At 72.7% G+C, this 24,230-nt stretch carries 21 protein-coding genes; 3 read left to right on the top strand and 18 right to left on the bottom strand.

Going from position 1 to position 24,230, the window contains the following annotated elements; all coding sequences use genetic code 11:
- Positions 1–3: 3 nt before the first annotated feature.
- The 8 genes from atpA to glyA all read right to left on the bottom strand — a co-directional run bounded on the left by atpA (position 4) and on the right by glyA (position 6,367).
- Positions 4–1,656: a F0F1 ATP synthase subunit alpha gene (gene atpA / locus ML5_RS15805; RefSeq protein ID WP_013288255.1), complete on the bottom strand. Its 1,653-nt coding sequence runs from the start codon at positions 1,654–1,656 to the stop codon at positions 4–6.
- Positions 1,657–1,741: 85 nt separating this feature from the next.
- Positions 1,742–2,563: a F0F1 ATP synthase subunit delta gene (locus tag ML5_RS15800; protein WP_013288256.1), complete on the bottom strand. Its 822-nt coding sequence runs from the start codon at positions 2,561–2,563 to the stop codon at positions 1,742–1,744.
- Complete coding sequence (locus ML5_RS15795; protein WP_013288257.1) at positions 2,563–3,102, bottom strand: F0F1 ATP synthase subunit B; 540 nt, start codon at positions 3,100–3,102, stop codon at positions 2,563–2,565. The genes ML5_RS15800 and ML5_RS15795 overlap by 1 nt, the downstream gene beginning before the upstream one ends.
- Before the next feature lie 27 nt (positions 3,103–3,129).
- Positions 3,130–3,363, bottom strand: coding sequence for an ATP synthase F0 subunit C (locus tag ML5_RS15790; protein WP_013288258.1), 234 nt, complete (start codon positions 3,361–3,363; stop codon positions 3,130–3,132).
- A 70-nt stretch (positions 3,364–3,433) separates the two neighbouring features.
- Entirely contained in the window at positions 3,434–4,231 is a 798-nt protein-coding gene (gene atpB / locus ML5_RS15785) for a F0F1 ATP synthase subunit A (RefSeq protein ID WP_013288259.1), read from the bottom strand.
- A gap of 11 nt (positions 4,232–4,242) precedes the next feature.
- Positions 4,243–4,479 carry an AtpZ/AtpI family protein gene (locus ML5_RS15780; RefSeq protein ID WP_013288260.1) on the bottom strand — a complete coding sequence of 79 codons (237 nt, stop codon included), beginning with the start codon at positions 4,477–4,479 and terminating at the stop codon, positions 4,243–4,245.
- Between the two features lie 174 nt (positions 4,480–4,653).
- Positions 4,654–5,085, bottom strand: coding sequence for a hypothetical protein (locus ML5_RS15775; RefSeq protein WP_013288261.1), 432 nt, complete (start codon positions 5,083–5,085; stop codon positions 4,654–4,656).
- Entirely contained in the window at positions 5,078–6,367 is a 1,290-nt protein-coding gene (gene glyA / locus ML5_RS15770; protein ID WP_030271779.1) for a serine hydroxymethyltransferase, read from the bottom strand. The genes ML5_RS15775 and glyA overlap by 8 nt, the downstream gene beginning before the upstream one ends.
- A gap of 35 nt (positions 6,368–6,402) precedes the next feature.
- Between glyA and ML5_RS15765 the strand changes: the two genes are divergently transcribed.
- The gene (locus ML5_RS15765; protein WP_013475359.1) at positions 6,403–7,869 is read left to right on the top strand and encodes an SDR family oxidoreductase; all 1,467 of its coding nucleotides are present in this window, start codon (positions 6,403–6,405) and stop codon (positions 7,867–7,869) included.
- On the opposite strand, the gene ML5_RS15760 is transcribed toward ML5_RS15765, so the two are convergent.
- Entirely contained in the window at positions 7,866–8,708 is an 843-nt protein-coding gene (locus tag ML5_RS15760) for an SDR family NAD(P)-dependent oxidoreductase (RefSeq protein ID WP_236619420.1), read from the bottom strand. The genes ML5_RS15765 and ML5_RS15760 overlap by 4 nt on opposite strands.
- A 61-nt stretch (positions 8,709–8,769) precedes the next feature.
- Here ML5_RS15760 and ML5_RS15755 point away from each other — a divergent pair, with 61 nt between their 5' ends.
- Positions 8,770–9,396: a TetR/AcrR family transcriptional regulator gene (locus tag ML5_RS15755; protein ID WP_013288265.1), complete on the top strand. Its 627-nt coding sequence runs from the start codon at positions 8,770–8,772 to the stop codon at positions 9,394–9,396.
- Positions 9,397–9,406: 10 nt separating this feature from the next.
- Here the strand turns inward: ML5_RS15755 and ML5_RS15750 are convergent, their stop codons facing one another.
- From ML5_RS15750 to prmC, 4 genes are all read right to left on the bottom strand, one after another.
- Positions 9,407–11,515, bottom strand: coding sequence for a transglycosylase domain-containing protein (locus ML5_RS15750; RefSeq protein ID WP_013475357.1), 2,109 nt, complete (start codon positions 11,513–11,515; stop codon positions 9,407–9,409).
- A gap of 116 nt (positions 11,516–11,631) precedes the next feature.
- Complete coding sequence (locus ML5_RS15745) at positions 11,632–12,243, bottom strand: low molecular weight phosphotyrosine protein phosphatase (protein ID WP_013475356.1); 612 nt, start codon at positions 12,241–12,243, stop codon at positions 11,632–11,634.
- Positions 12,244–12,888, bottom strand: coding sequence for an L-threonylcarbamoyladenylate synthase (locus ML5_RS15740; protein ID WP_013288268.1), 645 nt, complete (start codon positions 12,886–12,888; stop codon positions 12,244–12,246). It abuts the gene before it with no gap.
- On the bottom strand, positions 12,888–13,778 hold the full coding sequence (gene prmC / locus ML5_RS15735; RefSeq protein ID WP_013475355.1) for a peptide chain release factor N(5)-glutamine methyltransferase: 891 nt from the start codon (positions 13,776–13,778) through the stop codon (positions 12,888–12,890). Before prmC ends, ML5_RS15740 begins: the two co-directional genes overlap by 1 nt.
- Positions 13,779–13,908: 130 nt before the next feature.
- Here prmC and ML5_RS15730 point away from each other — a divergent pair, with 130 nt between their 5' ends.
- The gene (locus ML5_RS15730; protein WP_013288270.1) at positions 13,909–15,462 is read left to right on the top strand and encodes a GGDEF domain-containing protein; all 1,554 of its coding nucleotides are present in this window, start codon (positions 13,909–13,911) and stop codon (positions 15,460–15,462) included.
- A gap of 68 nt (positions 15,463–15,530) precedes the next feature.
- On the opposite strand, the gene prfA is transcribed toward ML5_RS15730, so the two are convergent.
- The 5 genes from prfA to thrB form a co-directional block, all read right to left on the bottom strand.
- Entirely contained in the window at positions 15,531–16,619 is a 1,089-nt protein-coding gene (gene prfA / locus ML5_RS15725; RefSeq protein ID WP_013288271.1) for a peptide chain release factor 1, read from the bottom strand.
- 91 nt (positions 16,620–16,710) lie between these two features.
- Positions 16,711–16,935, bottom strand: a complete 225-nt coding sequence (rpmE, locus tag ML5_RS15720; RefSeq protein WP_013288272.1) for a 50S ribosomal protein L31 — start codon at positions 16,933–16,935, stop codon at positions 16,711–16,713.
- Positions 16,936–17,265: 330 nt separating this feature from the next.
- The gene (locus tag ML5_RS15715; RefSeq protein ID WP_013475354.1) at positions 17,266–20,691 is read right to left on the bottom strand and encodes a phosphodiester glycosidase family protein; all 3,426 of its coding nucleotides are present in this window, start codon (positions 20,689–20,691) and stop codon (positions 17,266–17,268) included.
- 141 nt (positions 20,692–20,832) lie between these two features.
- Positions 20,833–22,926 carry a transcription termination factor Rho gene (gene rho / locus ML5_RS15710; protein WP_013475353.1) on the bottom strand — a complete coding sequence of 698 codons (2,094 nt, stop codon included), beginning with the start codon at positions 22,924–22,926 and terminating at the stop codon, positions 20,833–20,835.
- 337 nt (positions 22,927–23,263) lie between these two features.
- The gene (gene thrB, locus ML5_RS15705) at positions 23,264–24,166 is read right to left on the bottom strand and encodes a homoserine kinase (RefSeq protein WP_013475352.1); all 903 of its coding nucleotides are present in this window, start codon (positions 24,164–24,166) and stop codon (positions 23,264–23,266) included.
- Positions 24,167–24,230: the final 64 nt, after the last annotated feature.

The raw sequence follows: 24,230 nt of genomic DNA, 5'->3' as shown, positions 1-24,230 counted from the left end.
GGATCAGCTCTCGGCCGGGCGGTCGGTGGTGCCGTCGCGGAAGCGGGTCACCGTCTCGCGGGTCTCCTCGCCCTCCAGCGGCTTGGCCGGCGCGTCGTTGACCCGGACCTCGTCCTCCTTGCCCAGGAAGACCTGCTTGAACTCGCTGATCGCGGAGTCGAGCGAGGAGATGATCTCGTCGTCCCACTTGTTGTCGGCGATTCCGGCCAGGACGCCCTCGTGCTTGTGGCGGAGGTACTGGAGGAACTCGGACTCGAAGCGGCGGACCTCGCCGACCGGGACGTCGTCCAGCTTGCCCTCGGTGCCGGCCCAGACGGAGACGACCTGCTCCTGCACCGGGTACGGCGAGTAGTTCGGCTGCTTGAGCAGCTCGACCAGGCGGGAACCCCGGTCCAGCTGGGCGCGGGAGGCCCGGTCCAGGTCGGAGGCGAAGGCGGCGAACGCCTCCAGCTCGCGGTACTGGGCCAGGTTCAGCCGCAGCGAGCCGGCGACCTTCTTCATCGGCTTCACCTGCGCGGCGCCACCGACCCGGGAGACCGAGGTGCCGACGTTGATGGCCGGCCGGACGCCCTGGTTGAACAGGTCGGTCTCGAGGAAGATCTGGCCGTCGGTGATGGAGATGACGTTGGTCGGGATGAACGCCGAGATGTCGTTCGCCTTGGTCTCGATGATCGGCAGACCGGTCATCGAGCCGCCGCCCAGCTCGTCGGAGAGCTTGGCGCAGCGCTCCAGCAGACGCGAGTGCAGGTAGAAGACGTCACCCGGGTAGGCCTCGCGGCCCGGCGGGCGGCGCAGCAGCAGCGACACGGCGCGGTACGCCTCGGCCTGCTTGCTCAGGTCGTCGAAGACGATCAGGACGTGCTTGCCGCCGTACATCCAGTGCTGCCCGATGGACGAGCCGGTGTAGGGGGCGAGGTACTTGAAGCCGGCCGGGTCGGAGGCCGGGGAGGCGACGATGGTGGTGTACTCCATCGCGCCCGCCTCCTCCAGCGTCCCCTTGATGGAGGCGATGGTGGAGGCCTTCTGGCCGATCGCGACGTAGATGCAGCGGACCTGCTTCTTCGGGTCGCCGGAGCGCCAGTTCTCGCGCTGGTTGAGGATGGTGTCCAGGGCGACAGTGGTCTTGCCGGTCTTGCGGTCACCGATGATCAGCTGGCGCTGGCCACGGCCGATCGGGGTCATCGCGTCGACGGCCTTGATGCCCGTCTGCAGCGGCTCGTCGACCGACTTGCGGGACATCACGTTCGGGGCCTGGAGCTCCAGCTCGCGGAAGCCCTCGTTGGCGATGTCGCCGAGGCCGTCGATCGGCTCGCCGAGCGCGTTCACCACGCGGCCGAGGAACGCGTCGCCGACGGGCACGGAGAGCACCCGGCCGGTGCGCTTGACGCGCTGACCCTCTTCGATCCCGCCGAAGTCACCGAGGACGACGACACCGATCTCCCGGACGTCGAGGTTCAGCGCCACGCCGAGCGTGCCGTCCTCGAACTCCAGGAGCTCGTTGGTCATGGTCGAGGGGAGACCCTCGACGTGGGCGATGCCGTCACCGGCGTCGGCGACGGTGCCGACCTCCTCGCGGGAGACGTCGGCCGTGTAGGAGGAGACGTAGCGCTCCAGGGCGCCGCGGATCTCCTCCGTCGAGATGGTCAGCTCGGCCATCCTCTGCTTCCTTAAGTATCAGGGGCCCGGGATACCTAGTACCGACCGGTCCGATGGCGTCGAATCAGGGCTGCTAAGACGCTGGTCAGCGCTTCGCGAGCGCGTTGCGGGTCTCGTTGAGGCGGCGCAGGACGGTCCCGTCGTACAGGTCGGATCCGACCCGCACGCGCACTCCGCCGAGCACGTCGGGGTCGACCGTCTGCTTGACGGAGACCTCCCGACCGTACATCTGGGAGAGGCGGGCGCCGAGGCGTCGCTCCTCCTCGTCGTTCAGCGGAGCCGCCACGGTCACGTACGCGACCTGACGGTCCCGCCGGTCGGCGGCCAGCTCGACCAGCCGGGTGAGCGCACCGGTGAAGGAGCGTCCCCCGAAGCCGGCGAGCGCGGCCTCGACGAGGCGGACGGTGACCGGCCGGGCCTTGCCGGCCAGCAGCTGCTGGGCCAGTTCGGCCCGCCGCTGCACCGGGGCCATCGGGTCGGAGAGCGCGTTGGACAGCTCGCCGGAACCGGAGACGACCTTCCCGAAGCGGAACAGCTCGTCCTCGACCTCGCCCAGATCGCCGGTCGAGTCGGCGCTCGCGAGGAGCGCCTCCACGCCGATCCGCTCGACGCCGTCGAGCAGCTCCGACGGGGCCGACCAGCGACCGGAGACCAGCGTGGTGAGCAGGTCGAGCGCGTCCGCGCCGACCTTCCCGCCCAGGATCCCGGTGAGCAGAGCCGCGCGGTCCTCACCCGAGCGCGCCGGGTCGGCCAGCGCCCGGCGCAGCCGCGGCTCGCGCCGCAGCAGGTCGGCGACGGAGAGGATGTCGTCGGCGGTGGAGGCCACCGCCGACGGCTCCGCGCCGCGGGCGTACGCGTCGAGGCGCTCGGCCCCGGCGGAGTACGACTCCCGGCTGGCGGCCTGCATCAGCGGGCCCCCGTGCTCTCGAGACCGCTCAGGAACCGGTCGACGGTGCCCTTGCGACGCGCCTCGTCGGCCAGCGACTCACCGACGATCTTGCTGGCCAGGTCCACCGCGATGGTGCCGACCTCGGTGCGCAGCTCGCGCACGATGGTGGCCCGCTCCGCGGCGAGCTGCTCCTTGCCGGCGGCGATGATCCGGTCGGACTCCTCGCGCGCCTTGGCGAGGATGTCCTGGCGGATGCCCTCGGCGTCGGCCCGGGCGTCGTCCCGGATCTTGGCGGCGTCGGTACGCGCCTCCGCGAGCTGGGCCCGGTACTGCTCGAGCAGCTGGTTCGCCTCGGCCTGCGCGGCCTCGGCGCGCTTGATGCCGCCCTCGATCGCGTCGACCCGGGCCTGGAACGTCTGCTCCATGCGCGGGAAGACGAACTTCATCAGCACGAAGCAGAGCACGATGAAGGCGATCCCACCGACCACGATCTCCTGCCAGACAGGGATGATCGGGTTGTGGGTCGTCTCACCACCCTCAGCGGCGAGGAAGTACATCGGAAACCTCCCGGTCTCAGGGCCGAATTAGAGGTTGCCCTGCCAGATGAAGCCGAAGGCGATACCCAGCAGCGCGAGGGCCTCGATGACGGCGAAGCCGATCCAGACGTACGGCAGGGTCATCCGGGACGACTCCGGCTGGCGGGCGGTCGACTGGATGTAGGCCGAGAAGACCAGGCCCACGCCGATGCCCGGGCCGATGGCCGCGAGACCGTAGCCGATGGCGGCGGTGCTGCCCTCTACCGCGGCGTAGATGTCCATTGGTTGGTTCCTCCTGGTTATCACGCGTGACGGTCACGCGGGACGACAACGGTTGGTGCGAAAGATCGGATCAGTGCTCGTCGGCGAGGGCGCCCTGCACGTAGCTGGCGGTCAGCACCGTGAAGACGTACGCCTGCAGACAGATCACCAGGAACTCGAGGAAGGTCAGCGCCACAGTCATCGTCCAGGACAGCACCGAGACCGGTGCCAGCCAGGCGTTGGCGCTGATCATGGCGAACCCGCCGAGCGTGAAGACCAGCAGGAGCATGTGGCCGGCGAACATGTTCGCGAAGAGACGGACGGCCAGCGAGAACGGCCGGACGATGAAGGTCGAGAACAGCTCGATCGGGATCAGCAGCGGCAGGATGAACCAGGGCGCCGGCGGGACCAGAGCGTTCTTGAAGTACTTCACGAAGCCGTGGTGCCGGATGCCGACGTAGTTGAACATCACGTAGCTGATCACGGCGAGGAAGGCCGGGAAGGCGATGTGCGAGTTCGGCGAGATCTGGAAGAACGGCACGATCGCGAAGAAGTTCGTCAGCAGGATGAAGCAGAAGAGCGTGGTGAAGTACGGCGCGAACCGCACTCCCGCGTGACCGATCATGTCCACGGCGATGTTGTTGCGCACGAAGCCGTAGATCGACTCGGCCAGCCACTGCTTCTTGGTGGGGACCAGCTGCGGCTTCCGGTACGTGGCCAGGAAGAAGATGATCAGCACGCCGACGGCGATCCACACCATCGCCGTGATCTTGGTGAACCAGTACGAGTTCTCCGCACCCCAGGGCAGGATGCTGGGCAGGTAGAAGTCCCCCACGCTCGGTGGGAATTCCGCCTGGCCCTGAGCCAGGACGTTCGCCTGTCCGAACACCGCGTCCCTTCCTAAGTAGGCGTGCCAAGTCGGCGGACGACCAGGATGATCCCCCCGGCCATGCCGAGCACGACCCCGATACCGGTGGCGATGCCGCCGGTGTCGAGCCAACGGTCGACCAGCCAGCCGATGAAACCCCAGACGAGCATGCCCCCGATGAGGTATGAGAGCGCGGTCCAACCCTGACCGGCACCGGACGGAACGTCGCCCGAGCCGCCAGTGTTGGGGGGTTTCTGGTCACCGGCCATGACGGGGCGAACGATATCAGTCGAGCAGAAGAGGTTGTGCCTCACCCCCCGCACAACCTGGTTGTGTGGGACACGGGCGGGCGAAGTCGTCTGGAGGAACGGTACTCCTCCCCCGCCACTGAGAGAATGACCGATCGCGGACAGAACCACGCGTCGCCCGAAGGGTGGGACGGCTCAGCGCAGCATCCGTCGGGCATGGACGGTCGTGAGCCACCAGACGTGCACACCGGTCCAGACCACCACGCCCGCGGCGATGCCGAAACAGAACGGGATCAGTCCCGGCCAGCCGGTCGAGGCCACCAGCACCATCACCCCGCCGAGCGCGGTGATCTTGGCGACGTAGAGGCCCAGCCCGAACGGCAGCACGAGCTGCGGATCCTTCGAGTCCGCCCAGGCAAGCACCACTGTGGTGAGCGTGTAGCTCGCAGCCGTGACGGCCACCCCGGCCGCCGCGCCGAGCGCGCCGTCCGCGCCGCGCCACACCCCGCCGACCACCGCCGCGACAGCGGCCAGCACCGCCACCGCGGCCAGCAGCACCGGCAGATGGCGCAGTCGCCAGCCGCGGTCCGCCGTCGCCTCCGCCGCGCGCGTCCCGGGCTCAGCCACGGGGGTACGCCGGGAACTCGGTGACCAGCTCGGTCACGTCGGCGGCGATCCGGGTCAGCTCGTCGCCGCCCCCGGGGGACTCCGGATCGGTCCGCACCGCCCGACCGATCAACGTGGCGATCCGGCGCATCTCCCCTTCCCGCATGCCCTGGGTGGTGACGCTCGGCGAGCCCACCCGGATGCCGGAGGCCACCGCCGGCGGCTGCGGGTCGTACGGGACGGCGTTCTTGTTCAGCGTGATGCCGGCGGCGTCGCAGCGGGCCTCGGCCTGGGCGCCGGTCACACCGGTCTCGCGCAGGTCGAGCAGGGCCAGGTGGGTGTCGGTGCCGCCGGACACCGCCGGCAGTCCCTCCGCGGCCAGCCCGTCGGCGAGCGCGCGGGCGTTGGTGACCACCTGGGCGGCGTACGTGCGGAACTCGGGCTGCGCGGCCTCGCGCAGCGCGACCGCCTTGGCGGCGACGGCGTGCATCAGCGGGCCGCCCTGGGTGAACGGGAAGACCGCCTTGTCGATCCGGGCCGCCAGCGGCTCCCGGCAGAGGATCATGCCGCCGCGCGGGCCGCGCAGCACCTTGTGGGTGGTCGCGGTGACCACGTCGGCGTACGGCACGGGCGACGGGATCGCGCCGCCGGCCACCAGGCCGATGAAGTGCGCGGCGTCCACCATCAGGTACGCGTCGACCTCGTCGGCGATCTCCCGGAAGCGGGCGAAGTCGATCAGCCTCGGGTAAGCCGTCGCGCCGCAGATGATCATCTTCGGCCGGTGCGCGCGGGCCAGGTCGCGTACCTCGTCGTAGTCGATCGTCCCGGTGTCCCGCCGGACGGTGTAGCCGACCGGGTGGAACCACTTGCCGGAGAAGTTCACCCGGCTGCCGTGTGTCAGGTGCCCGCCGTGCGGCAGGTCCATGGCCAGCACCGTGTCACCCGGCTGCACCAGGGCGGCGTACGCGGCCAGGTTGGCGCTCGCCCCGGAGTGCGGCTGGACGTTCGCGTGCTCGGCGCCGAACAGCTCCTTCGCCCGGGAGATCGCCAGTTCCTCGGCCCGGTCCACCTCGGCGCAGCCGCCGTAGTAGCGCCGCCCCGGGTAGCCCTCGGCGTACTTGTTGGTGAGCGTGGAGCCCAGCGCGGCCAGCACCGCGGGCGAGGTGAGGTTCTCGCTGGCGATCAGTTGCAGGCCGCCGCGCAGCCGGTCCAGCTCACCCAGCACCACCTCGGCGATCTCCGGGTCGACGGTACTGAGCTGCTGAAAGTCCGGCCCCCAGAAGGTGTCCCTCGCGTTCTCCACAGCGAAGGAGTCTACGGAGCCGCACACTGGATGCCGTGAGATGCCTCGTCACCGGTGCGACCGGCTACATCGGCGGACGCCTCGCGCCCCGGCTGCTGGCCGAGGGGCACACCGTACGCTGCCTGGCCCGGACCGCCGGACGGCTGCGGGACGTGCCGTGGGCGGCCGAGGCGGAGGTCGTCGAGGGCGACCTCCGCCGGCCGGAGACGCTGCCGGCCGTGTTCGCAGGCGTGGAGGTGGCGTACTACCTGGTCCACTCGCTGGGCCAGCGTGGTTTCGAGGCGGCCGACCGGGAGGCGGCGACGAACTTCGCCGAGGCGGCGCGCGCCGCGGGCGTACGCCGGATCGTGTATCTCGGCGGGCCGGAGCCGGCGGAGCGCGACGGCCTGCCCTCGGCGCACCTGCGCTCCCGGGCGGAGGTCGCGCGGATCCTGCTGGACAGCGGCGTGCCCACTGCGGTGCTGCGCGCCGCCGTGATCATCGGATCCGGTTCGGCCTCGTTCGAGATGCTGCGCCACCTGACCGAGCGGCTCCCGGCGATGGTCACCCCGCGCTGGGTGCGCAACCGGATCCAGCCGATCGCGGTCCGGGACGTGCTGCGCTACCTGGCCGGCTGCGCGCACCTGCCGGCCGACGTCAACCGGGCCTTCGACATCGGCGGCCCGGACGTGCTGACGTTCTCCGAGATGATGCAGCGGTACGCCCGGGTGGCCGGGCTGCGGCGCCGGGTCATCCTGCCGGTACGCCCGCTCACCCCGTCGCTCTCCTCGCACTGGGTCGGCCTGATCACGCCGGTGCCGAACGCGATCGCCCGGCCGCTCGTGGAGAGCCTGGTGCACGAGGCGGTGGCGCACGAGCACGACATCGCCCGGTACGTGCCGGACCCGCCGGACGGGCTGATCGGCTTCGACCAGGCGGTCGCGCTGGCGCTGACGAAGGTGCGCGACGCGGAGGTGGAGACGCGCTGGTCGAACGCGAGCGGACCGGACGCGCCCGCCGAGCCGCTGCCGTCGGATCCGCACTGGTCCGGCGGCACCGCGTACACCGATCTGCGGGAGCGGACGGTGGACGCGCCACCGGCGGCGTTGTGGCGGGTCATCGAGGGCGTCGGCGGCGAGAACGGCTGGTACTCGTTCCCGCTCGCCTGGTCGGTGCGCGGCTGGATGGACCGCCTGATCGGCGGCGTCGGGCTGCGCCGGGGCCGGCGCGACCCGCACCGGCTCCAGGTCGGCGAGGCGCTGGACTTCTGGCGGGTCGAGGAGATCGTCCCGGGTGAGCTGCTGCGGCTGCGCGCCGAGATGCGGCTGCCCGGGCGGGCCTGGCTGGAGATGCGCGCCGAGCCGGACGGGGACGGCCGCAGCAGGTACGTCCAGCGGGCCGTGTTCCTCCCGCGCGGCCTGCCCGGCCACCTCTACTGGGCCTCGGTGGCCCCCTTCCACGCCGTCGTCTTCGGCGGCATGGCCCGCAACATCGCCCGGGGCGCCGAACACCCCGCCGGTTAGGACGGAGAGCCGTTCTTCAGTGCGGGGCCGAGGAGCAGCCCTCCGTCGATGACGTACTCGGCGCCGGTGATGAAGGCCGCGTCCGGCGACGTGAGGAACAACAGCAGCGCGGTGATGTCGGCGGGCTGCCCGAGTCGCGGGACGGCGAACGGCTCGGGCGAGTAGAAGTCGGCGATCGGGGCGTCGCTGCCGGCCGCCGGCTCGGTGATGAACGGGGTGGCGACCACGCCGGGGTGGATCGCGTTGACGCGGATGTTGTCGCGGCCCAGTTCGAGGGCGGCGGTCCGGGTGAGCCCTCGAACCGCCCACTTGCCGGCGACGTAGGGCGCGTAGAGGGCGGTACCGCCGAGGCCCGTGGTGGAGCCGATGTTGACGATCGTTCCTCCCCCCGCGCGCCGCAGCGCCGGGGCGGCTGCCCTGATGCCGAGGAACGTGCCGGTGAGGTTGACGTCGAGGATGCGGGCCCACGTGGCCAGGTCGGTGGACTCGATGACGGCCGGCGGGTTCTGCACCCCGGCGTTGTTGACGAGGATCGTGAGCGCACCGAATGTCTTCTCGGTCTCCGCGACGGCGGCGGCCCACGACTCCTCCCGGGTGACGTCCAGGCGGACGGAGAGGGCCCGGTGTCCCAGCTCGGCGGCGAGGCCGGCGCCACGGTCGGCGTCGATGCCACCGATGACGACGTTGGCGCCTTCGGCGTGCAGGGCGCGGACGTGGCTGGCCCCCTGCCCGCCGCTGCCTCCGGTGACGAGAACTGTCTGATCGGCGAAACGGGACATCGGATCCTCCGGTACGTACGGGACGACCACCCGGGACGGGTGGTGAGTCGAGCGACTCACCACTCGAAGCTACGCCCCTGCGGATGGTGAGTCAACCCACTCACCTCGCTATGATGGGCGCATGACCCCAGCGCCGTCGGCCTATCACCAGCGCGTGGCGGAGGAGAAGCGCGCGCTGATCCTGCAGGCCGCCACCGAGCTCTTCCTGGAGTCGGGCTACGACCGGGCGTCACTGGCGCGTATCGCCGAGAGCGCCGGCGTGTCGAAGGCGACGCTGTTCAAGCAGTTCCCGACGAAGGCGGCACTGTTCGATGCCATAGTCATCGACTCGTGGGCCCGCAACGACGTCGCCGACGTGCCGCCCGCCGGTGACCTGACGGCCGGCCTCACGGTTCTCGGGCGGCACTACGCGACGCTGTTGAGCCGGCCGGAGATGACCGATCTGTTCCGCATCGTGATCGCCGAACTGCCACGCTTTCCCGAACTGGCCCGAGCGCACTTCTCCCAGGGCAAACTGCCGTACTTCGAGTCCGTCCGGACCTACCTCGTGGCCGAGCACGAGGCGGGAGCCGCGGACGTCGACGACCCGGAGATGGCCGCTACGCAGTTCCTCGGGATGATCTCCAATTACCTGTTCTGGCCGCGCCTGGTCCTCCCGGACTGGACGGTCACCCCTGACCGCACGACAGCGGTGGTGGACGAAGCCGTCCGGACCACTGTCGCGCGGTACGGCAGGTCGACGAGCTGACGGAAGTCTCTCAGTTGCCGGTGCGCGGGCTGGTGTGCTGGAAGGCCACCGCCTGGCCGGGCGGGACGAAGTCGCGTACCGGCTCGTCGCGCAGCGACCACGCGAGGATGCGGCCCACGGCGGCGATCTGCCGCTTCTGCACGCCGCCGCCGACCGCGTCCCGGGGGTCGTCCGGGTTCGCGGCGATCGTCGCCACCGACAGCTGCGGGGTGAACGCGACGACCGTCTCGGTGGCGTTCCGCTCCGAGCTGCCGGTCTTGCCCGCCACCGGCCGGCGCAGACCAGGGGCCAGTTCCTCGGCGGTGCCGCCGTCGCAGCGCCGGTACATCGACTGGTCGCCGACCGGGCAGCGACTGGCGTCGGCCGCCGCGCGGGCCACCTCGGTGTCGAGCACCTGCCGGCAGTCGGTGTTCCCGGCCGGCACCGTCCGGCCGCCCGGATCGGTGATCGAGGTGACCGGCGTGGGCCGGCACCAGGTGCCCTCGGCGGCCACCGCGGCGTACGCGCCGGCCAGGTCCAGCGGCGTGGTGGCGGAGACGCCGAGCGTGAACGGTCCCCAGCTCTTGGCGCCCTCGCGGGCCATCCGGGCGTCCGCCGGGGCACGGAAGACGATGCCCAGCCGCTGGGCCATCTCGACCACCCGGTCCGCGCCGACGCGCTCGGTCAGCCACGCGAAGTACGTGTTCACCGACCGGCCGAACGCGTCCCACATGTCCCGGTCGCCGTCCATCCAGTAGGTGTTGGCGTTCGCCGGGCACCACCGGCCGCCGCAGCTCGCCGGGCCGGCGCCGACCGGGTACTGCGTCACGTAGACGCGCGGCGCGTCGAACTCGGTGTCCAGCGGCAGCCCGGACTCCAGCGCGGCCAGCAGGGCGAACAGCTTGAACGTGGAGCCCGCCTGATAGCCGGTGATGCCGCCACCACCGGCCACCAGCTGGTTGACCGTGTTCGGGTAGTTCTGCTGCCCGTCCGGGTTGGCGGTCGTGCCGTAGGTGCGGTTCACCGCCATGGCCAGCACCCGGCCGGTGCCCGGCTGCACCACGGCGGTCGGTGCCGCCCGCGCGATCGTCTCCGGGTAGATCTCCCGCACCTGCTCGCTCGCCTTGGCCTGCACGTCCGGGTCGAGCGAGGACACGATCTTCCAACCGCCGCGGCGCAGCGTCCGCTGCCGCTCGTCGACGTTCTCGCCGAACGCCGGCTGGGCGTTCCACCACTGGGTGAACCAGTCGCAGAAGAAGCCCCAGTCGTTGTGGTCGGCGGGCACCGCGGCGCAGTCGTTCGGTGTGGTGTTGGGCTTAAGGGCCAGCTCCGTTGCCTTCGCCGCCTCGGCGTCGGCCGCGCTCACCCGGCCGGTCTCCACCATCCGGTCCAGCACGTACGCCCGCCGCTGCCGGGCCGCGTCGGCGTCGCCGTTGATCGGGTCGTCGGCCGGGGACCGGACCAGCCCGGCGAGCAGCGCGGCCTGGGCCAGCGTGAGCCGCTCCGGGGTGGTGGAGAAGTAGCGCTTGCTGGCGGCGGCGATGCCGTACGCCCCGGCGCCGAAGTACGCGATGTTCAGGTAGCGCCCGAGGATCTCGTCCTTGCCGATCTGCCGTTCCAGCGTCAGCGCGTACCGCATCTCGCGGATCTTGCGCCCGACGGTGATCTCGGTGGCGGCGGCGCGCTGCTCCTCGGTCAGCCGGGGGTCACCGGCGAGCGCGTTGCGCACGTACTGCATGGTCAGCGTGGAGGCGCCCTGGCGGGTGCCCTCGCGGCGGTTGGCCGTGAACGCCCGCGCCACGCCGCGCACGTCGACGCCGTGGTGCTCGTAGAAGCGCACGTCCTCGGCGGCCACGATGGCGTCGCGCATCACCGGCGCCACCTCGCCGACCGGCACGTCCACCCGGTCCTCGACGTAGAACGAGGTGATGAGCGTCCGCCCGTCGTTGGCGTACAGGTTGGACCGCTGCGCCGGCTGCGGCGTCTTGAGCGCCTCCGGCAGCACCGTGTACGGCATCAGGTTCTTCACGCCCAGCCCGAAGACCAGCGCGGCCGGCAGCGCGGCTGCGGCCAGGGCCAGTCCGGCGAGCACGCCGGCGAGCACAACGGTGAACAGCTTGTCGAGATAGGCCCGGTTCATCAGCTCTCCCCGCAGGAGCCGGCCGTACGGACCCGTTCAGAATGACCGGAATGGCCGCTTTCGCCGCCGTCTTCCGCGAAATGCGCAGGAAGTTCGCGAGGAAGGATGAACCGCGATCAGGGGAGCAGCACGGCAGCCAGCGGCTGCACCGTCTCCTCGATCTCGTCGGCGACCCGGCTGAAGCACTGGTCGCCCCGCCCCCACGGGTCGTCCAGGTCGTCGGTGGGCAGCGCGGAGGCGTTCTGCCGCGCCGCGTCGACTGCCGCGACGAGGGCGACGCCGCGCGCGTACACGGCGTCCGGCGTCGGCTCGGCCGGCGGCAGGGCGGACCGGTCCAGCGCGCCGAGCAGGCGGCCGAACTCCCCGAGCACGAACGTGCGCGCGGCGGCGTCCGGTCGCAGCGCCACCACGTACTCCTGCTGGTCGGCGGTGGCGGTGAGCACCAGGTCGGCGGCGTCGATCAGGTCGGAGCGCAGCCGCCGGGCGGCGAAGCCGTCGGTGTCACCGCCGCGCGAGATCACCTGCCGGGCGGCGGGCGGGTTCATCTCCTCCCCCGCGTGCCAGCCGCCGGTGCCGGCGCTGTGGCTGTGCACGAGCGCGTCCGACCCGGCCGGATCGACGTCGAGGCGGGCCAGCCGCTCCCGGACCGCGAGCAGCAGCAGCCGCTCGGCCATCGGCGACCGGCAGATGTTGCCCATGCAGACGTGCAGGACGGTGAAGGGCGGCACTCAGACCCCCCGCTCGTCGAGGATGTCCGGCACGACCTCGCGCAGCTTCGCCAGCGTCACCGCGCCCTCGCGCAGCACCCGCGGCACGTCGCCGGTCAGGTCGACGATGGTGCTCGGCACCGGGTCCACCGCCGGCCCGGCCTCCAGGTACGCCCGGACGCCGTAGCCGAGCTGGTCACGCGCCTCCTCGGCGGTGAGCGCGGCGGGCTGGCCGATCTTGTTGGCCGACGCGACGGCCATCGGCCCGGTCTCCCGCAGCACCTCCAGCGCGACCGGGTGCAGCGGCATCCGCACCGCCACCGTGCCGCTGGAGTCGCCCAGGTCCCAGGCCAGGCTCGGCGAGTGCTCCACCACGATGGTCAACGCGCCGGGCCAGAACGCCTCGACCAGGTCGCGGGCCGCGCCGGGCAGCGAGAAGACCAGGCCGTCGAGCGTGTGCCGGGAACCGATGAGCACCGGGGGCGCCTGCCGGGCGCCACCCTTCGTGTCCGCCAGGGCCTTCACCGCGTACGGGGTGAAGGCGTCCGCCCCGATGCCGTAGACCGTGTCGGTCGGCAGGACGACGAGTTCCCCGTTCTTGACCGCCTCGATGGCAGCGGCGATGCCGCGGTCCCGGTCGGCGGGCGACCGACAGTCGTAGAGCATCACGAGGAGTCAGTCTGCCACGCCCGGGCGGGGTCGGCGTGGGTGCCGTCCGCCCGCCGGGACGCGCTCGCCCAGCGGGGCCGCCCGGCCAGGTCCCGGTGCTCTTCCACGCGGTCGTAGCGGCCGTCGCCGCGCAGCAGCGCGGGCACCGCCGCCGCGTGCGTGTCGTCGTGCTCGATGCCGATCGCCCCGCCCGGACGCAGCAACGCGGCGGCCCGGCCGACCACCGGACGGATCACGTCCAGCCCGTCCGCGCCGCCGAACACCGCCTCGTCCGGGTCGTGCCCGGCCACCTCCGGCGGCACCGCCACCGACCTCGGCACGTACGGCGGGTTGCACAGCAGCACGTCGACCCGCCCGGCCAGGTCGGCCAGCAGGTCCGGATCGGTCACGTCGGCGGCCACCACCTCGACCGGCCGGTCCCCGGCGGCGGCGCGCCCGGCCACGTTGCGCCGCAGCCACGCCAGCGCGGCCGGGGACCGCTCCACCGCCACCACCCGGGCTGCGGGCACCTCCTGCGCGACAGCGAGGGCGATCGCGCCGGAACCGCTGCACAGGTCGACCACGAGCGGCGCGGCGTGCTCCCGGGCACGCTCGATCCCCCACCCGGCCAGCAGCTCGGTCTCCGGCCGGGGCACGAAGACGCCCGGCCCGACGGCCAGCTCCAGGTGCCGGAAACCGGCCGAGCCGAGCAGGTGCTGCAACGGCTCGCGGGTCACCCGCCGCCCGACGAGCGCGTCCAGGCGGTCGCGTTGCGCCGGGGTGAAGCCGTCGGCGAGCGCCAGCCGGCCACGCGGCACGTCCAGGACGTACGCGGCGAGCTGCTCGGCCTCGGCGCGGGGTGCCTCGACGCCCGCCGCGGCGAGCGCGCGCGCCACCCGGATGATCACCAGCGAGGGGCGTTCGCGTTCTGTCCCTTCGGACGGGTGTTGCGGGAGTGCGGTCACGCAATAATCATGAGGCGTCGCGGCCCACCTCACGAGCGGGTGCGTCCGGGCGCACACCGCAGGGAGGTCGCGAGTGGGCTGGCTCGACCAGGTCGAGGACCAGGTTGACGCTCTCCGACGCGCTCGGTCACTCCAGGAGGCCAGCCGGTCCGCGGAGGCGTGTGCCCTGCTCGACCGCGTCATCCGCACCACCGACGACCCGTACGCCCGCGCCGACGCGCTCGTGCAACGCCTGTCCGCGCTGATCAATCTCGGCCGGACCGCCGAGTTCACCCGGGCCGTCGAGGACGCCTCCGCCGCCGTACGCGACCTGACCGAGCCCTACCTGCACGGGCACCTCAACGCGCTGGCCGCGCTCGCCGCACACCACCAGGGCGCGCTGGACCGATGCGTGATGCACCTGGTCCGGGCCGCCCGCGCGCTCAGCGCCGACGACACGCCCGACCGGGACACCGCCTGGGGCTGGCACGACCTGGCGATGGCGTACTCGTACCTGAGCTTCCACGGCCACGCGCTCGGCGCGATCGAGCGGGCCCGGGAGGTCGGGCTCAGCGTCGGCATCCCCGAGGAGACGTTCGCCGCCCCCGGGATCCGGCTGCGCAACGCGGTCGCGCTCGACCACAACGGCGACAGCGACGGCTGCCTGCGGGTGCTGCGCGACGTCGCCGGTGACCTCGCCCGGTTCCTGCGCGGCGGGGGTGCCGGCAACCTGCGCCCGAGCAGCCTGGCCGCGTACGGCTACGCCGCCGCCCGGCGGGCCGCGCTCGGCGACCGGGTGGAGTCCGCCGGGGACGCCGACCCGAACCGGCTGCTCGGCCACGGCGGTGACAGTGCCCGCGCCCGCGACCTGCGCCAGCTCGGTCAGGTCTGCCTCGCGGTGGCCGCCGGCCGCCCGATCGAGGCGGTCACCCGCCTGGACTCGCTGCGGGTATCCGACGAGACGCTCGGCGCGGCCGAGGCACCCCGGCTGCGCAGCGTGGCGCTGGCCCGGGCCGGTGACCATGCGGGCGCGCACCGGGCCGACCGGCACGCGTTCCGGCTGGCGGCGCGGCGCAGCGACCGGCTGCGGGACGTCTACATCGACGGCATCGCCGCCCGGATCGACCACGAGGAGATGCGCCGCGAGGCGGCCCGGTACGAGGGCGAGGCGCTCACCGACCCGCTCACCGGCCTGCCCAACCGGCGCCGGCTGGAGCGCTACCTGGGCGCCGTGGTGTCCCGGGGCGAGCGGGTGGTGATCGGCGTCTGCGACCTCGACGGGTTCAAGGCGGTGAACACCCGGCACGGCCACCACTCCGGGGACCTGGTGCTGCAACGGGTCGCCGGGGTGATCAACCGGGTGATGCGGCGGGGAGACTTCGTGGCGCGCTACGGCGGCGACGAGTTCGTCGTGGTGCTGCCCGACACCGGCATGCCGGAGGCGGTCGAGGTGGCCCGCCGGATCGAGGCGGCCGTCCGCACCGAGGACTGGGAGTCCCTGGTCCCGGGCACGCCGGTCGGGGTGACGATCGGCTTCGCCGAGGTCGACGGCAGCACCACCGTGAGCGTCCGGGAGGCGCTGGGCGCCGCGTTCGAGCTGGCCGACCGGGAGATGCTGCGCGCCAAGGCGCGCTTGCGGGCGAGCTGAGCCGTAAGGAGGGGGCCCTTGTTAACGCCTCCGGTAGAGGAGGGGGCCCCGCTTAACACCCCCGGCGGTCAGCGGCGGGACAGCTCGGTCTCGCCGGCCAGCCGGGCCGCGCGGTCCGCCTCGGCCAGCGCGTCGAGCACCCCGTCCAGTTCGCCGGCCAGCGCCAGGTCCAGGTTGTACGCGGTGTAGCCGATGCGGTGGTCGGTGATCCGGTTCTGCGGGAAGTTGTAGGTGCGGATCCGCTCGGACCGGTCCACGGTCCGGACCTGCGCCTTGCGGGCGTCCGACGCCGCCGCGTCCGCCTGCTCCTGGGCGGCGGCCAGCAGCCGGGCGCGCAGGATGCGCATGGCCTGCTCCCGGTTCTGCAACTGCGACTTCTCGTTCTGGCAGGAGACCACGATGCCGGTCGGCACGTGGGTGATCCGTACCGCCGAGTCGGTGGTGTTCACCGACTGTCCACCGGGGCCGGACGAGCGGAACACGTCGATGCGCAGCTCGTTCGGGTCGATGGTGACGTCCACGTCCTCCGCCTCGGGCAGCACCAGCACGCCGGCGGCGCTGGTGTGGATCCGCCCCTGCGACTCGGTGACCGGGACGCGCTGCACCCGGTGCACACCGCCCTCCCACTTGAGCCGGGACCAGACGCCGTTGCCGCCCTCCGGGACGCCCTTGCTCTTGATCGCCAGGGAGACGTCCTTGACGCCGCCGAGGTCGGAGTCCTGCGCGTCGATCACCTCGGTGACCCAGCCGTGCCGCTCGGCGTACCGGGTGTACATCCGCAGCAGGTCACCGGCGAACAGCGCGGACTCCTCGCCACCCTCGCCGGCCTTGATCTCGACGATCACGTCCTTGGCGTCGTGCGGGTCGCGCGGGATGAGCAGTTCCGCGAGCCGTTCCTCAAGGGCCGGCAGGGAGGCGGCGATGGTGTCCGCCTCGACGGCGAACGTCGCGTCCTCGGCGGCCAGTTCCCGGGCGGCGGCCAGGTCGGCGCGGGCCTGCTCCAGCTCACCGGCCGCCTTGTGCAGCGGGACCAGTTCGGCGTACCGACGGCCGACCCGCCGGGCGGTGCCCTGGTCGGCGTGGATGGCCGGGTCGGCCAGCCGCCGCTCCAGCTCGGCGTACTCGTCGAGGAGGGCGGCCAGGCGCTCACTGCTCATGCTGCGGATGCTCCTTGGGGGAGATGAAACCGGCGCAAACGGACGAACGCCCGTGCCCGGCAGGAGCCGGACACGGGCGTCGTCGACGGAGCTACTTGGCCTTCTTGGCCTGAACCTTGGCGTACTTCTGCTGGAACTTCGCGACCCGGCCGGCGGTGTCCAGCACGCGCTGCTTACCGGTGTAGAACGGGTGGCAGGCGCTGCAGGTCTCGACGCTGATGGCGCCGCCCTTGGCGGTGCTGCGGGTCGTGAACGTGTTGCCGCAGGAGCAGCGGACCTCGGTGGTCACGTACTCCGGGTGGATGTTGGGCTTCATGTCGCCTCGGTCCTTTCGTCGGTGGTCGCCGGGTCGCCGTCGGTGCGCCCCGTCGTCACGACGGGCTCGGGCGTGAACCGGAACCGGTGGCCGATTGACCAGTCTGCCACGGGCATCTTCCACCCGGCACAGGAGGTCCGCCACCCCCAACGCCGGCCCACCCGTCAGCATTCCCACCCCCACCCCACCCACTCCCCCACCTGCCCGGGGCCGGGCCGGTCCCCGGGCCGGCCCCGGGCCCGGCGATCATGAAGTTAGCGGCATTTCCTGTCGCTTTTGTCCAGGTCAACTTCATGATCACCGGGGCGAGAGCCAGGGCAGGACCGGGGGTTACGGGGTGGTGGTCACCTGGGCCTCGGCCTTCACTCCGTTCACCGTCACAGTCAGCTGGACCTGGGCGCCGGGGCGCAGGGCGGTCAGTTTGCCGGTCAGCGGGTCGAATCGGGCGGCGTGCCAGGGACGTACGCCCGCGGCGCCGCCGATGTGCAGGTTCGGCGACCCGGACCAGTCGGCGCTGACCGGCGCGGCGACCGGCACCACACGCCCGCTGGGCTGGGTGAGCGTGGCCGTGACGTCGGCCGGCGTACGCCGGGACACCTGCGCGGGTGCGGTCAGCGCGAGCCGGTCGACGTGCGCGTGCATCTCCGCGCTCACCCACCGCGGTCCCTCGGCCAGCGGGTCACGGCGGGCCCGCTCGGCCTCCCCCGGCGTCACCGGGTCCACCCCGAACTCGGTCCACCCGGTGAACCCGCCGAGCGCCGCAGGGGTGGACGGGTCCTTGCCCGAGTTGCCGTTGATCACGTACGGCACGCCGTCCACCCGGTCGGCGTGGAACGTGCCGACGTGGCCGTTGACCATCAGCGCGCCCTTGCCGGTGCGGTGCTGGAAGTCGGCCAGCCACTGCTCGACCAGTGCCGCCTCCTTGCGGTCGCCGAGCTGGCTGGCCTTGGCCGGGCTCGGGTCGCGCGGTGGGTGGTGGAAGAACACCGCTACCGAACCGACCGAGCGGTCGGCGGCGGCCTGATCGAGCGTCCGGCGCAGCAACTCCACCTGGTCGAACCCGCCGCCGCGCAGCGACCCGGTGGCGGTGCTCAGCGTCAGGAATCTGGTGCCCCGGTGGTCGAAGACGCGCGAGGTGTCCCCGAAGACGCTGCGGAAGTTGTCGATCGGCGCGCCCATGATCTCGTGGTTGCCGGGCACGTAGTGGTACGGCACCTCGCCGCCCAGTTCCTCGTCCAGGATGCGCTTGGCCAGGGCGAAGTCCGCCGGGTAGGCGGTGTCCACGAAGTCACCGTTGATGATCAGGAAGTCCGGCCGGGCGGCGCGGACCTCGCGCAGCGTACGGCGGGCCTGGGCGACCAGGTCGCTGTCCGGGTTCGCGGCGACGAACTGGGCGTCGGAGAGCACCGCGAAGCGCCAGGGCGCGCCGTCCACAGTGCCGTCACGCACCACCACCCGGTCGGTGCGGTTCGGCTCCGGCGGCGCCTGCACGTCCGGCGGCACCCGCGCCACCAGGTCGTCGATCACGACCTCGCTGCGGTACTGCTCGGCCGGGTCGGTCTCGGCCACGTAGAACCGGCGCACCCGCACCGGGTACTGCACGCCCGGCGGTACGGCGAACTCGACGTACTTCCAGCCGGTCCAGTCCAGGTACGGGCCGCGCAGCACGAACTGGGTGTCCTGCGCGTCGTGCAGGTGCAGGCTGGGCCACTCGCCGGTGCCGTTCGCCTTGATCCACATGCCGAACGCCTGCGGCTGGCCGGGTACGTCGATCCAGGCGGGCGGGTCGGCGTACGCGGCCCGCGTTCCGGTGGACTGGCTGAAGTCGTACGACATCCGCAGCCCGCCCCCGGTGTGCCCGTCGGCCGGTGCGACCGACCCGGAGGCGCGGGCCTGGCTGAACTTCCAGGACGCCGCGTCGTCGAACCCGGCCACCGGCACGTCGGTCAGCCCGACGGTCACCGGCAGGACCGTGGTGCGGTTGCCGACCCGCGCGGTGACCAGCGCCGAGCCGGTCGCGGCGAGCGCCGTGACGGACAGGTTGCCGTCGGCGGTGGGGGTGACGGAGAGCAGGTCGCTGTCGTACTCCAGCCTCAGGTCGGCCGGCTCGATCGGCGCGGTGTTGCCCTCGGCGTCGTAGCCGACGACGCCGAACAGGCCGCTGTCGCCAGCCCGGTCCAGGCCGACCCGGTCGACGGTGCCGTCGATGCGCGCGAGCGGGCCGAGCACCGTCAGCTCGATCGCGCCCCGGGCGCGGCCGCGGGCGGCGGTGACGGTGCTGCGGCCGGGGACGGCGGCCCGAAACACGCCGTCGCCGTCGACCCGTCCGTGGGTGGCGTGCCAGCGCGGCTCGCCGGCGGCCGGGCCGTACGTCTCGTCGTATCCGGCGGCGGTGAGCCGACGGGTGAGGCCGGGGAAGACCCGGTCCGGCCGGCCGCCGCGCACCGGCGCGACACCGGGTGCGGCGGTCGGGTCGCTGGCGGTCTCCAGCCAGTAGCCGGTGAGCCGGCCGCTGCCCTTCGGCGCGTAGACGGCGAGCCCGTTGGGCACCGGCCGCTCGCTGCCGTCGGACGGACTGTTCTCCACCTGGACCGTGGCCGCGCCCGGCTCCCGGGCGAGCAGCGTGGAGGAGCCGCCGCCGTCGAGGTTGAGCGCGTTCGCGGCGCCCAGCTCGGCCATCATGCGGCCCATCTCGGTCTGGGTGACGCCCCGGCTGTCCACCTGCCGGCCGTCCACGGTCAGCATGATCATCTTGCGGCCGTCGGCGGAGAAGCCGACAGCGGTCCGCGGGGCCAGCGACGCGTCGGCGATGCTCTGCACCACGCCGTCGCGGACCAGCACGTTGCCGCCGCCCACGGCGGCGCGCAGGTCACCGCCGTCGGAGGCACGCGGCCGCCAGGTCAGGTCCACCGCGTCGCCGGGACGCAGCGCGGCGAGCGCGTCGGCGCCGGCCTCGCGGCCGAGCAGCACGGTGCTGCCAGCCGGGATCGGCCCCTCGCCCGCCGTGGTGGCGACGCTCGCCACCCGGCCGCCGGTCAGCGTCACCTCGACCGTCCGGGCCGCGCCCTCCACGGCCCGCTTGCGGGTGTACGAGCCCCAGAGCGGCGTGAACACTCCGACGCCGTCGCGCTGCACCATGTTGTTGAACTGGGTGAGCGGCACCGGCCCGGCGGGCAGCGTCGCGGTGCCCTCGAAGCCGACCTGGACGACCCGGCCGATGCCCTGGGCGCTGATCCCGACGGCGTTGGGGTGCCCGGCGACTGGCGACTGCACCAGTTCGCCGGAGCGGACGCCGACGCCCTGGGCGGCTCCGGAGTTGTTGATGTCGAAGAAGTCGCCGTTCACCGCCGCGACGGCACGGGACCGGTCCACCGCGGCGCGCAGCGGCTCGTCCTTGGTGACCTCGCCGGAGTTCACGTAGTCGACTGTCAGCCCGCCGGCCAGGTCGGCGGTGAGGGCGTCGGCGCGCAGCCAGCCGGCCGCGTCGTACCTGTCGAAGGAGGTCAGGTCGAGGCCGGGCGCGACCGGCCGGGTGGTCTTGGCGGTCTCCAGGCCGCCGGCCGGTTCCACACCGGCCAGCGCGACGGCGGAGTCGGGGCGGGACGAGGCGCGTGGCGCGTCCTCGGCGGCGGTGCCCGGCGGCGCGACGGCCGACGGCGCTGCAGTGGCGGCGGACGGTGCCGGCGCGGTGAGGGTCAGCAACGGCGTCAGCAGCAGGACGCCGGCGAGGCGGGCGGGTCGACTGCGGGTTCGCATGGACGACAGTCAACCCGACGATGAACAGAAGTTTCAATACCTAGCGGCTTAACCGTAGAAAAACTTCACGACCTCCGACCCGGTACGCGACGAGGGGCACGGCCGATGCGGCCGTGCCCCTCGTTCGTCGGATCCGTCAGCTCACTCGCCCGGAGTGGACTTCGCGATCTGCATCAGGAACTCGATGTTGGTGCGGGACTGCTTGAGCCGGTCCAGCAGGAGGTCGAGCGCCGCCTGCGAGTCCAGCGAGTGCAGCACCTTGCGGAGCTTGTGGATGATCGCCAGCTCCTCCGGCGCGAGCAGGACCTCCTCCTTGCGGGTGCCGGAGGGGTTGATGTCGATCGCCGGGAAGACCCGCTTGTCGGCGATCTTCCGGTCCAGCTTCAGCTCGGCGTTACCCGTGCCCTTGAACTCCTCGAAGATGACCGTGTCCGCCATGGACCCGGTCTCCACCAGCGCGGTGGCGAGAATGGTCAGCGAACCGCCGTTCTCGATGTTGCGCGCCGCGCCGAGGAAGCGCTTGGGCGGGTAGAGCGCGGTGGAGTCGATACCACCCGACATGATCCGGCCGCTGGCCGGTGCCGCCAGGTTGTACGACCGCCCGAGCCGGGTCACCGAGTCGAGCAGCACGACCACGTCGTGGCCCAGCTCGACCAGGCGCTTCGCCCGCTCGATCGCCAGCTCCGCCACCGTGGTGTGGTCCTGCGGCGGACGGTCGAACGTGGCCGCGATGACCTCGCCCTTCACCGACCGCTGCATGTCGGTGACCTCTTCCGGCCGCTCGTCGACCAGCACCACCATCAGGTGGCACTCCGGGTTGTTGCGGGTGATCGCGTTCGCGATCGCCTGCAGCACCATCGTCTTACCGGCCTTCGGCGGCGACACGATGAGCGCCCGCTGGCCCTTGCCGATCGGCATGACCAGGTCGATCACCCGGGTGGTGAGGATGTGCGGCTCGGTCTCCAGCCGCAGGCGCTCCTGCGGGTAGAGCGGCGTGAGCTTGTAGAACTCCGGCCGGCGCTTCGCCTCGTCCGGCTCCATCCCGTTGATGGTGTCCAGCCGGACCAGCGGGTTGTACTTGTCGCGCCGCTGCTCGCCGTCCCGTGCGGCCCGCACGGCGCCGGTGATCGCGTCACCGCGGCGCAGGCCGTACTTCTTGATCTGGGACATCGAGACGTACACGTCGTTCGGGCCGGCCAGGTAGCCGGTGGTCCGGACGAAGGCGTAGTTGTCGAGCACGTCGATGATGCCGGCGACCGGGACGAGCACGTCGTCCTCGCCGACCTGCGGCTCGCGACCGCCACCGCTCTCGCCTTCGCCCCGCTCGCCGCGGCCGCGACGACGGTCCCGGAACCGGCTGCGCCGGCCCCGCCGGCCGCCGCCCTCGCCGTCGTCGTCGCCGTCGTTGTCCCGCTCGGCGCGCTGACCACGGTCGTTGCGGTCACCCCGGTCGTTGCGGTCGCCGCCCCGGTCACCGCGCTCGTTCCGGTCGTTGCGCTCGGCGCGCTCGCCCCGCTCGTTGCGGTCGCCACGCTCGGCCCGGTCGCCACGCTCGGCACGGTCACCACGCTCGGCACGGTCACCACGGTCGTTGCGCTCACCGCGCTCGGCCCGATCACCGCCGCGCTCGCCACGGTCGGCCCGCTCGCCGCCACGCTCGGCCCGGTCACCGCCGCGCTCGCCGCGCTCACGGCCCCGGCCCTCGTTGCGCTCACCGCGCTCGGCCCGGTCACCGCCACGCTCGGCGCGCTCACCGGTCTCGGCGGGCGCCTCCTCGGCGCGCGTCGTCTCGGCCGGACGCGCCTCGGTCGCCGGCGCCTCGGCCGGTCGCGCCTCGGTGGTCGCGGCGGCGGCCCGGCTGCGGCGACCACGGGTACGACCCTCGGTCACCTCGGCGGCCGGCGCCTGCTCGGCGGGGCGTGCCTCGGCCCGCTCCTCACGGACCTCCGCGTGCACCTCCTCACGGGCGGGAGCGGACGCAGCCGCCACCTCGGCTCGCGGTCGAGGGGTTCCGGCCGCGCCGCCCTGCTGCCGCTCGGTGATGGCACTGATCAGCTCGCCCTTGCGCATGCGAGCGGTACCAGAGATGCCGAGCGACGCGGCCAGGCTCTGCAGCTCCGGCAGCAGCATCGCCGACAGACCGGTGCCGCTCCGCCGGCGGCGCGTGGGGGCGGCGGTGGTGGCATCGCCAGCGACGTTGGAAACATCCGACGTCACGTCGGTGGTGTCGCTCAATGGATTCCTTCCCTCGATAGGCCGGGGCTGCCCGGAGTCGTGGAACCAGGTGGCCGGGCGGCCTCGGTGCACCCGCCTCGCATGGACGCGTCGCGGGAGTCTGTGACACAGCAGCCGGTGGTTTCCCAACTCACCACCATCGGTGAGCAGGTCTCGCCGTCTGCGGCGACCTGTGGAAACTGCGGTGCGGCGTGGGCCTTGAGCAGGGGTGACGGGCTACCGCCGAGAGCTTCGGGGGTGCGCCGAACCGCAGGAAGATCGCATGCTTCGCGGCTGTGCTAGGTCTAGAGCGTAATCGCCTCGTCCGACCTGCGGCAACAGGGCCCCGCTCGGCGTGTCAAAGTCTACCCCGGATGACCCGGGCACCGCTGACGTCTATCGGCAACTCCCACCGGCGCCAATCTGTTCCCGCCTGGAATCCCGCCGGGACCTCGGAGAGCGCCAGCACCGTCGGCCCCGCCCCACTGACCACAGCCGCCACACCCGCCGCACGCAGCTCACCGACGAGCGCCGCCGTGGCGGGCATCCCTGGCGCCCGCTGCTCCTGGTGCAGCCGGTCGACGGTGGCCGGCAGCAGCAGCGCGGGATCAGCGGTCAGCGCGTGCACCAGCAGGGCCGCCCGGCCCGCGTTCGACGCCGCGTCGGCGTGCGGCACGGTGGCGGGCAGCGCCGCCCGGGCCACCGAGGTCAGGCCGCGCTCGGCGGGCACGAACACGGTCGGGCGCACGGCCGGCGCCACCGGCAGCGAGACCGCCCGCGCACCGCCCGGTTCGGTCCAGGCGATCGTGAAGCCGCCGAGCAGACAGGGAGCGACGTTGTCCGGGTGCCCCTCCAGCTCGGCCGCCAGTCGCAGCGCGGCGTCGTCGTCCATCCGCCGGTCGCCGTCGGCCACCAGCGCGCGGGCCGCCAGCACCCCGGCCACGATCGCCGCCGACGACGAGCCGAGCCCTCGGGCCTGCGGGATGCGGTTGACGCACTCCAGCGCCAGGCCGGCCGGCTGCGCACCGAGCGCGTCGAAGGTGGCCCGCATGGCGGTGACGATCAGGTGCCGCTCGTCCGACGGCAGCTCGCCGGCGCCCTCCCCGGTGACCGACACCCGTACGCCGCCGTCTGTCACCTCGGCCGTGACGTCGTCGTGGCGGCCGAGGGCCAGCCCGAGCGCGTCGAAGCCGGGGCCCAGGTTGGCGCTGGTCGCGGGCACCCGGACCCGCACCGGGCCGGGGGTGAATGTGGTCGGCACCGGCTCATGCTAGGACGTCACCCCGACAGCCCGGCCGGACCGCCCGGAGCGTGGGACCGGCGTG

Source organism: Micromonospora sp. L5 (assembly GCF_000177655.2).
In the GTDB taxonomy this organism is placed as follows: domain Bacteria; phylum Actinomycetota; class Actinomycetes; order Mycobacteriales; family Micromonosporaceae; genus Micromonospora; species Micromonospora aurantiaca.
The sequence above is the reverse complement of the archived record's forward strand: the minus strand, read 5'-3'. Positions and strand labels throughout refer to the sequence as shown.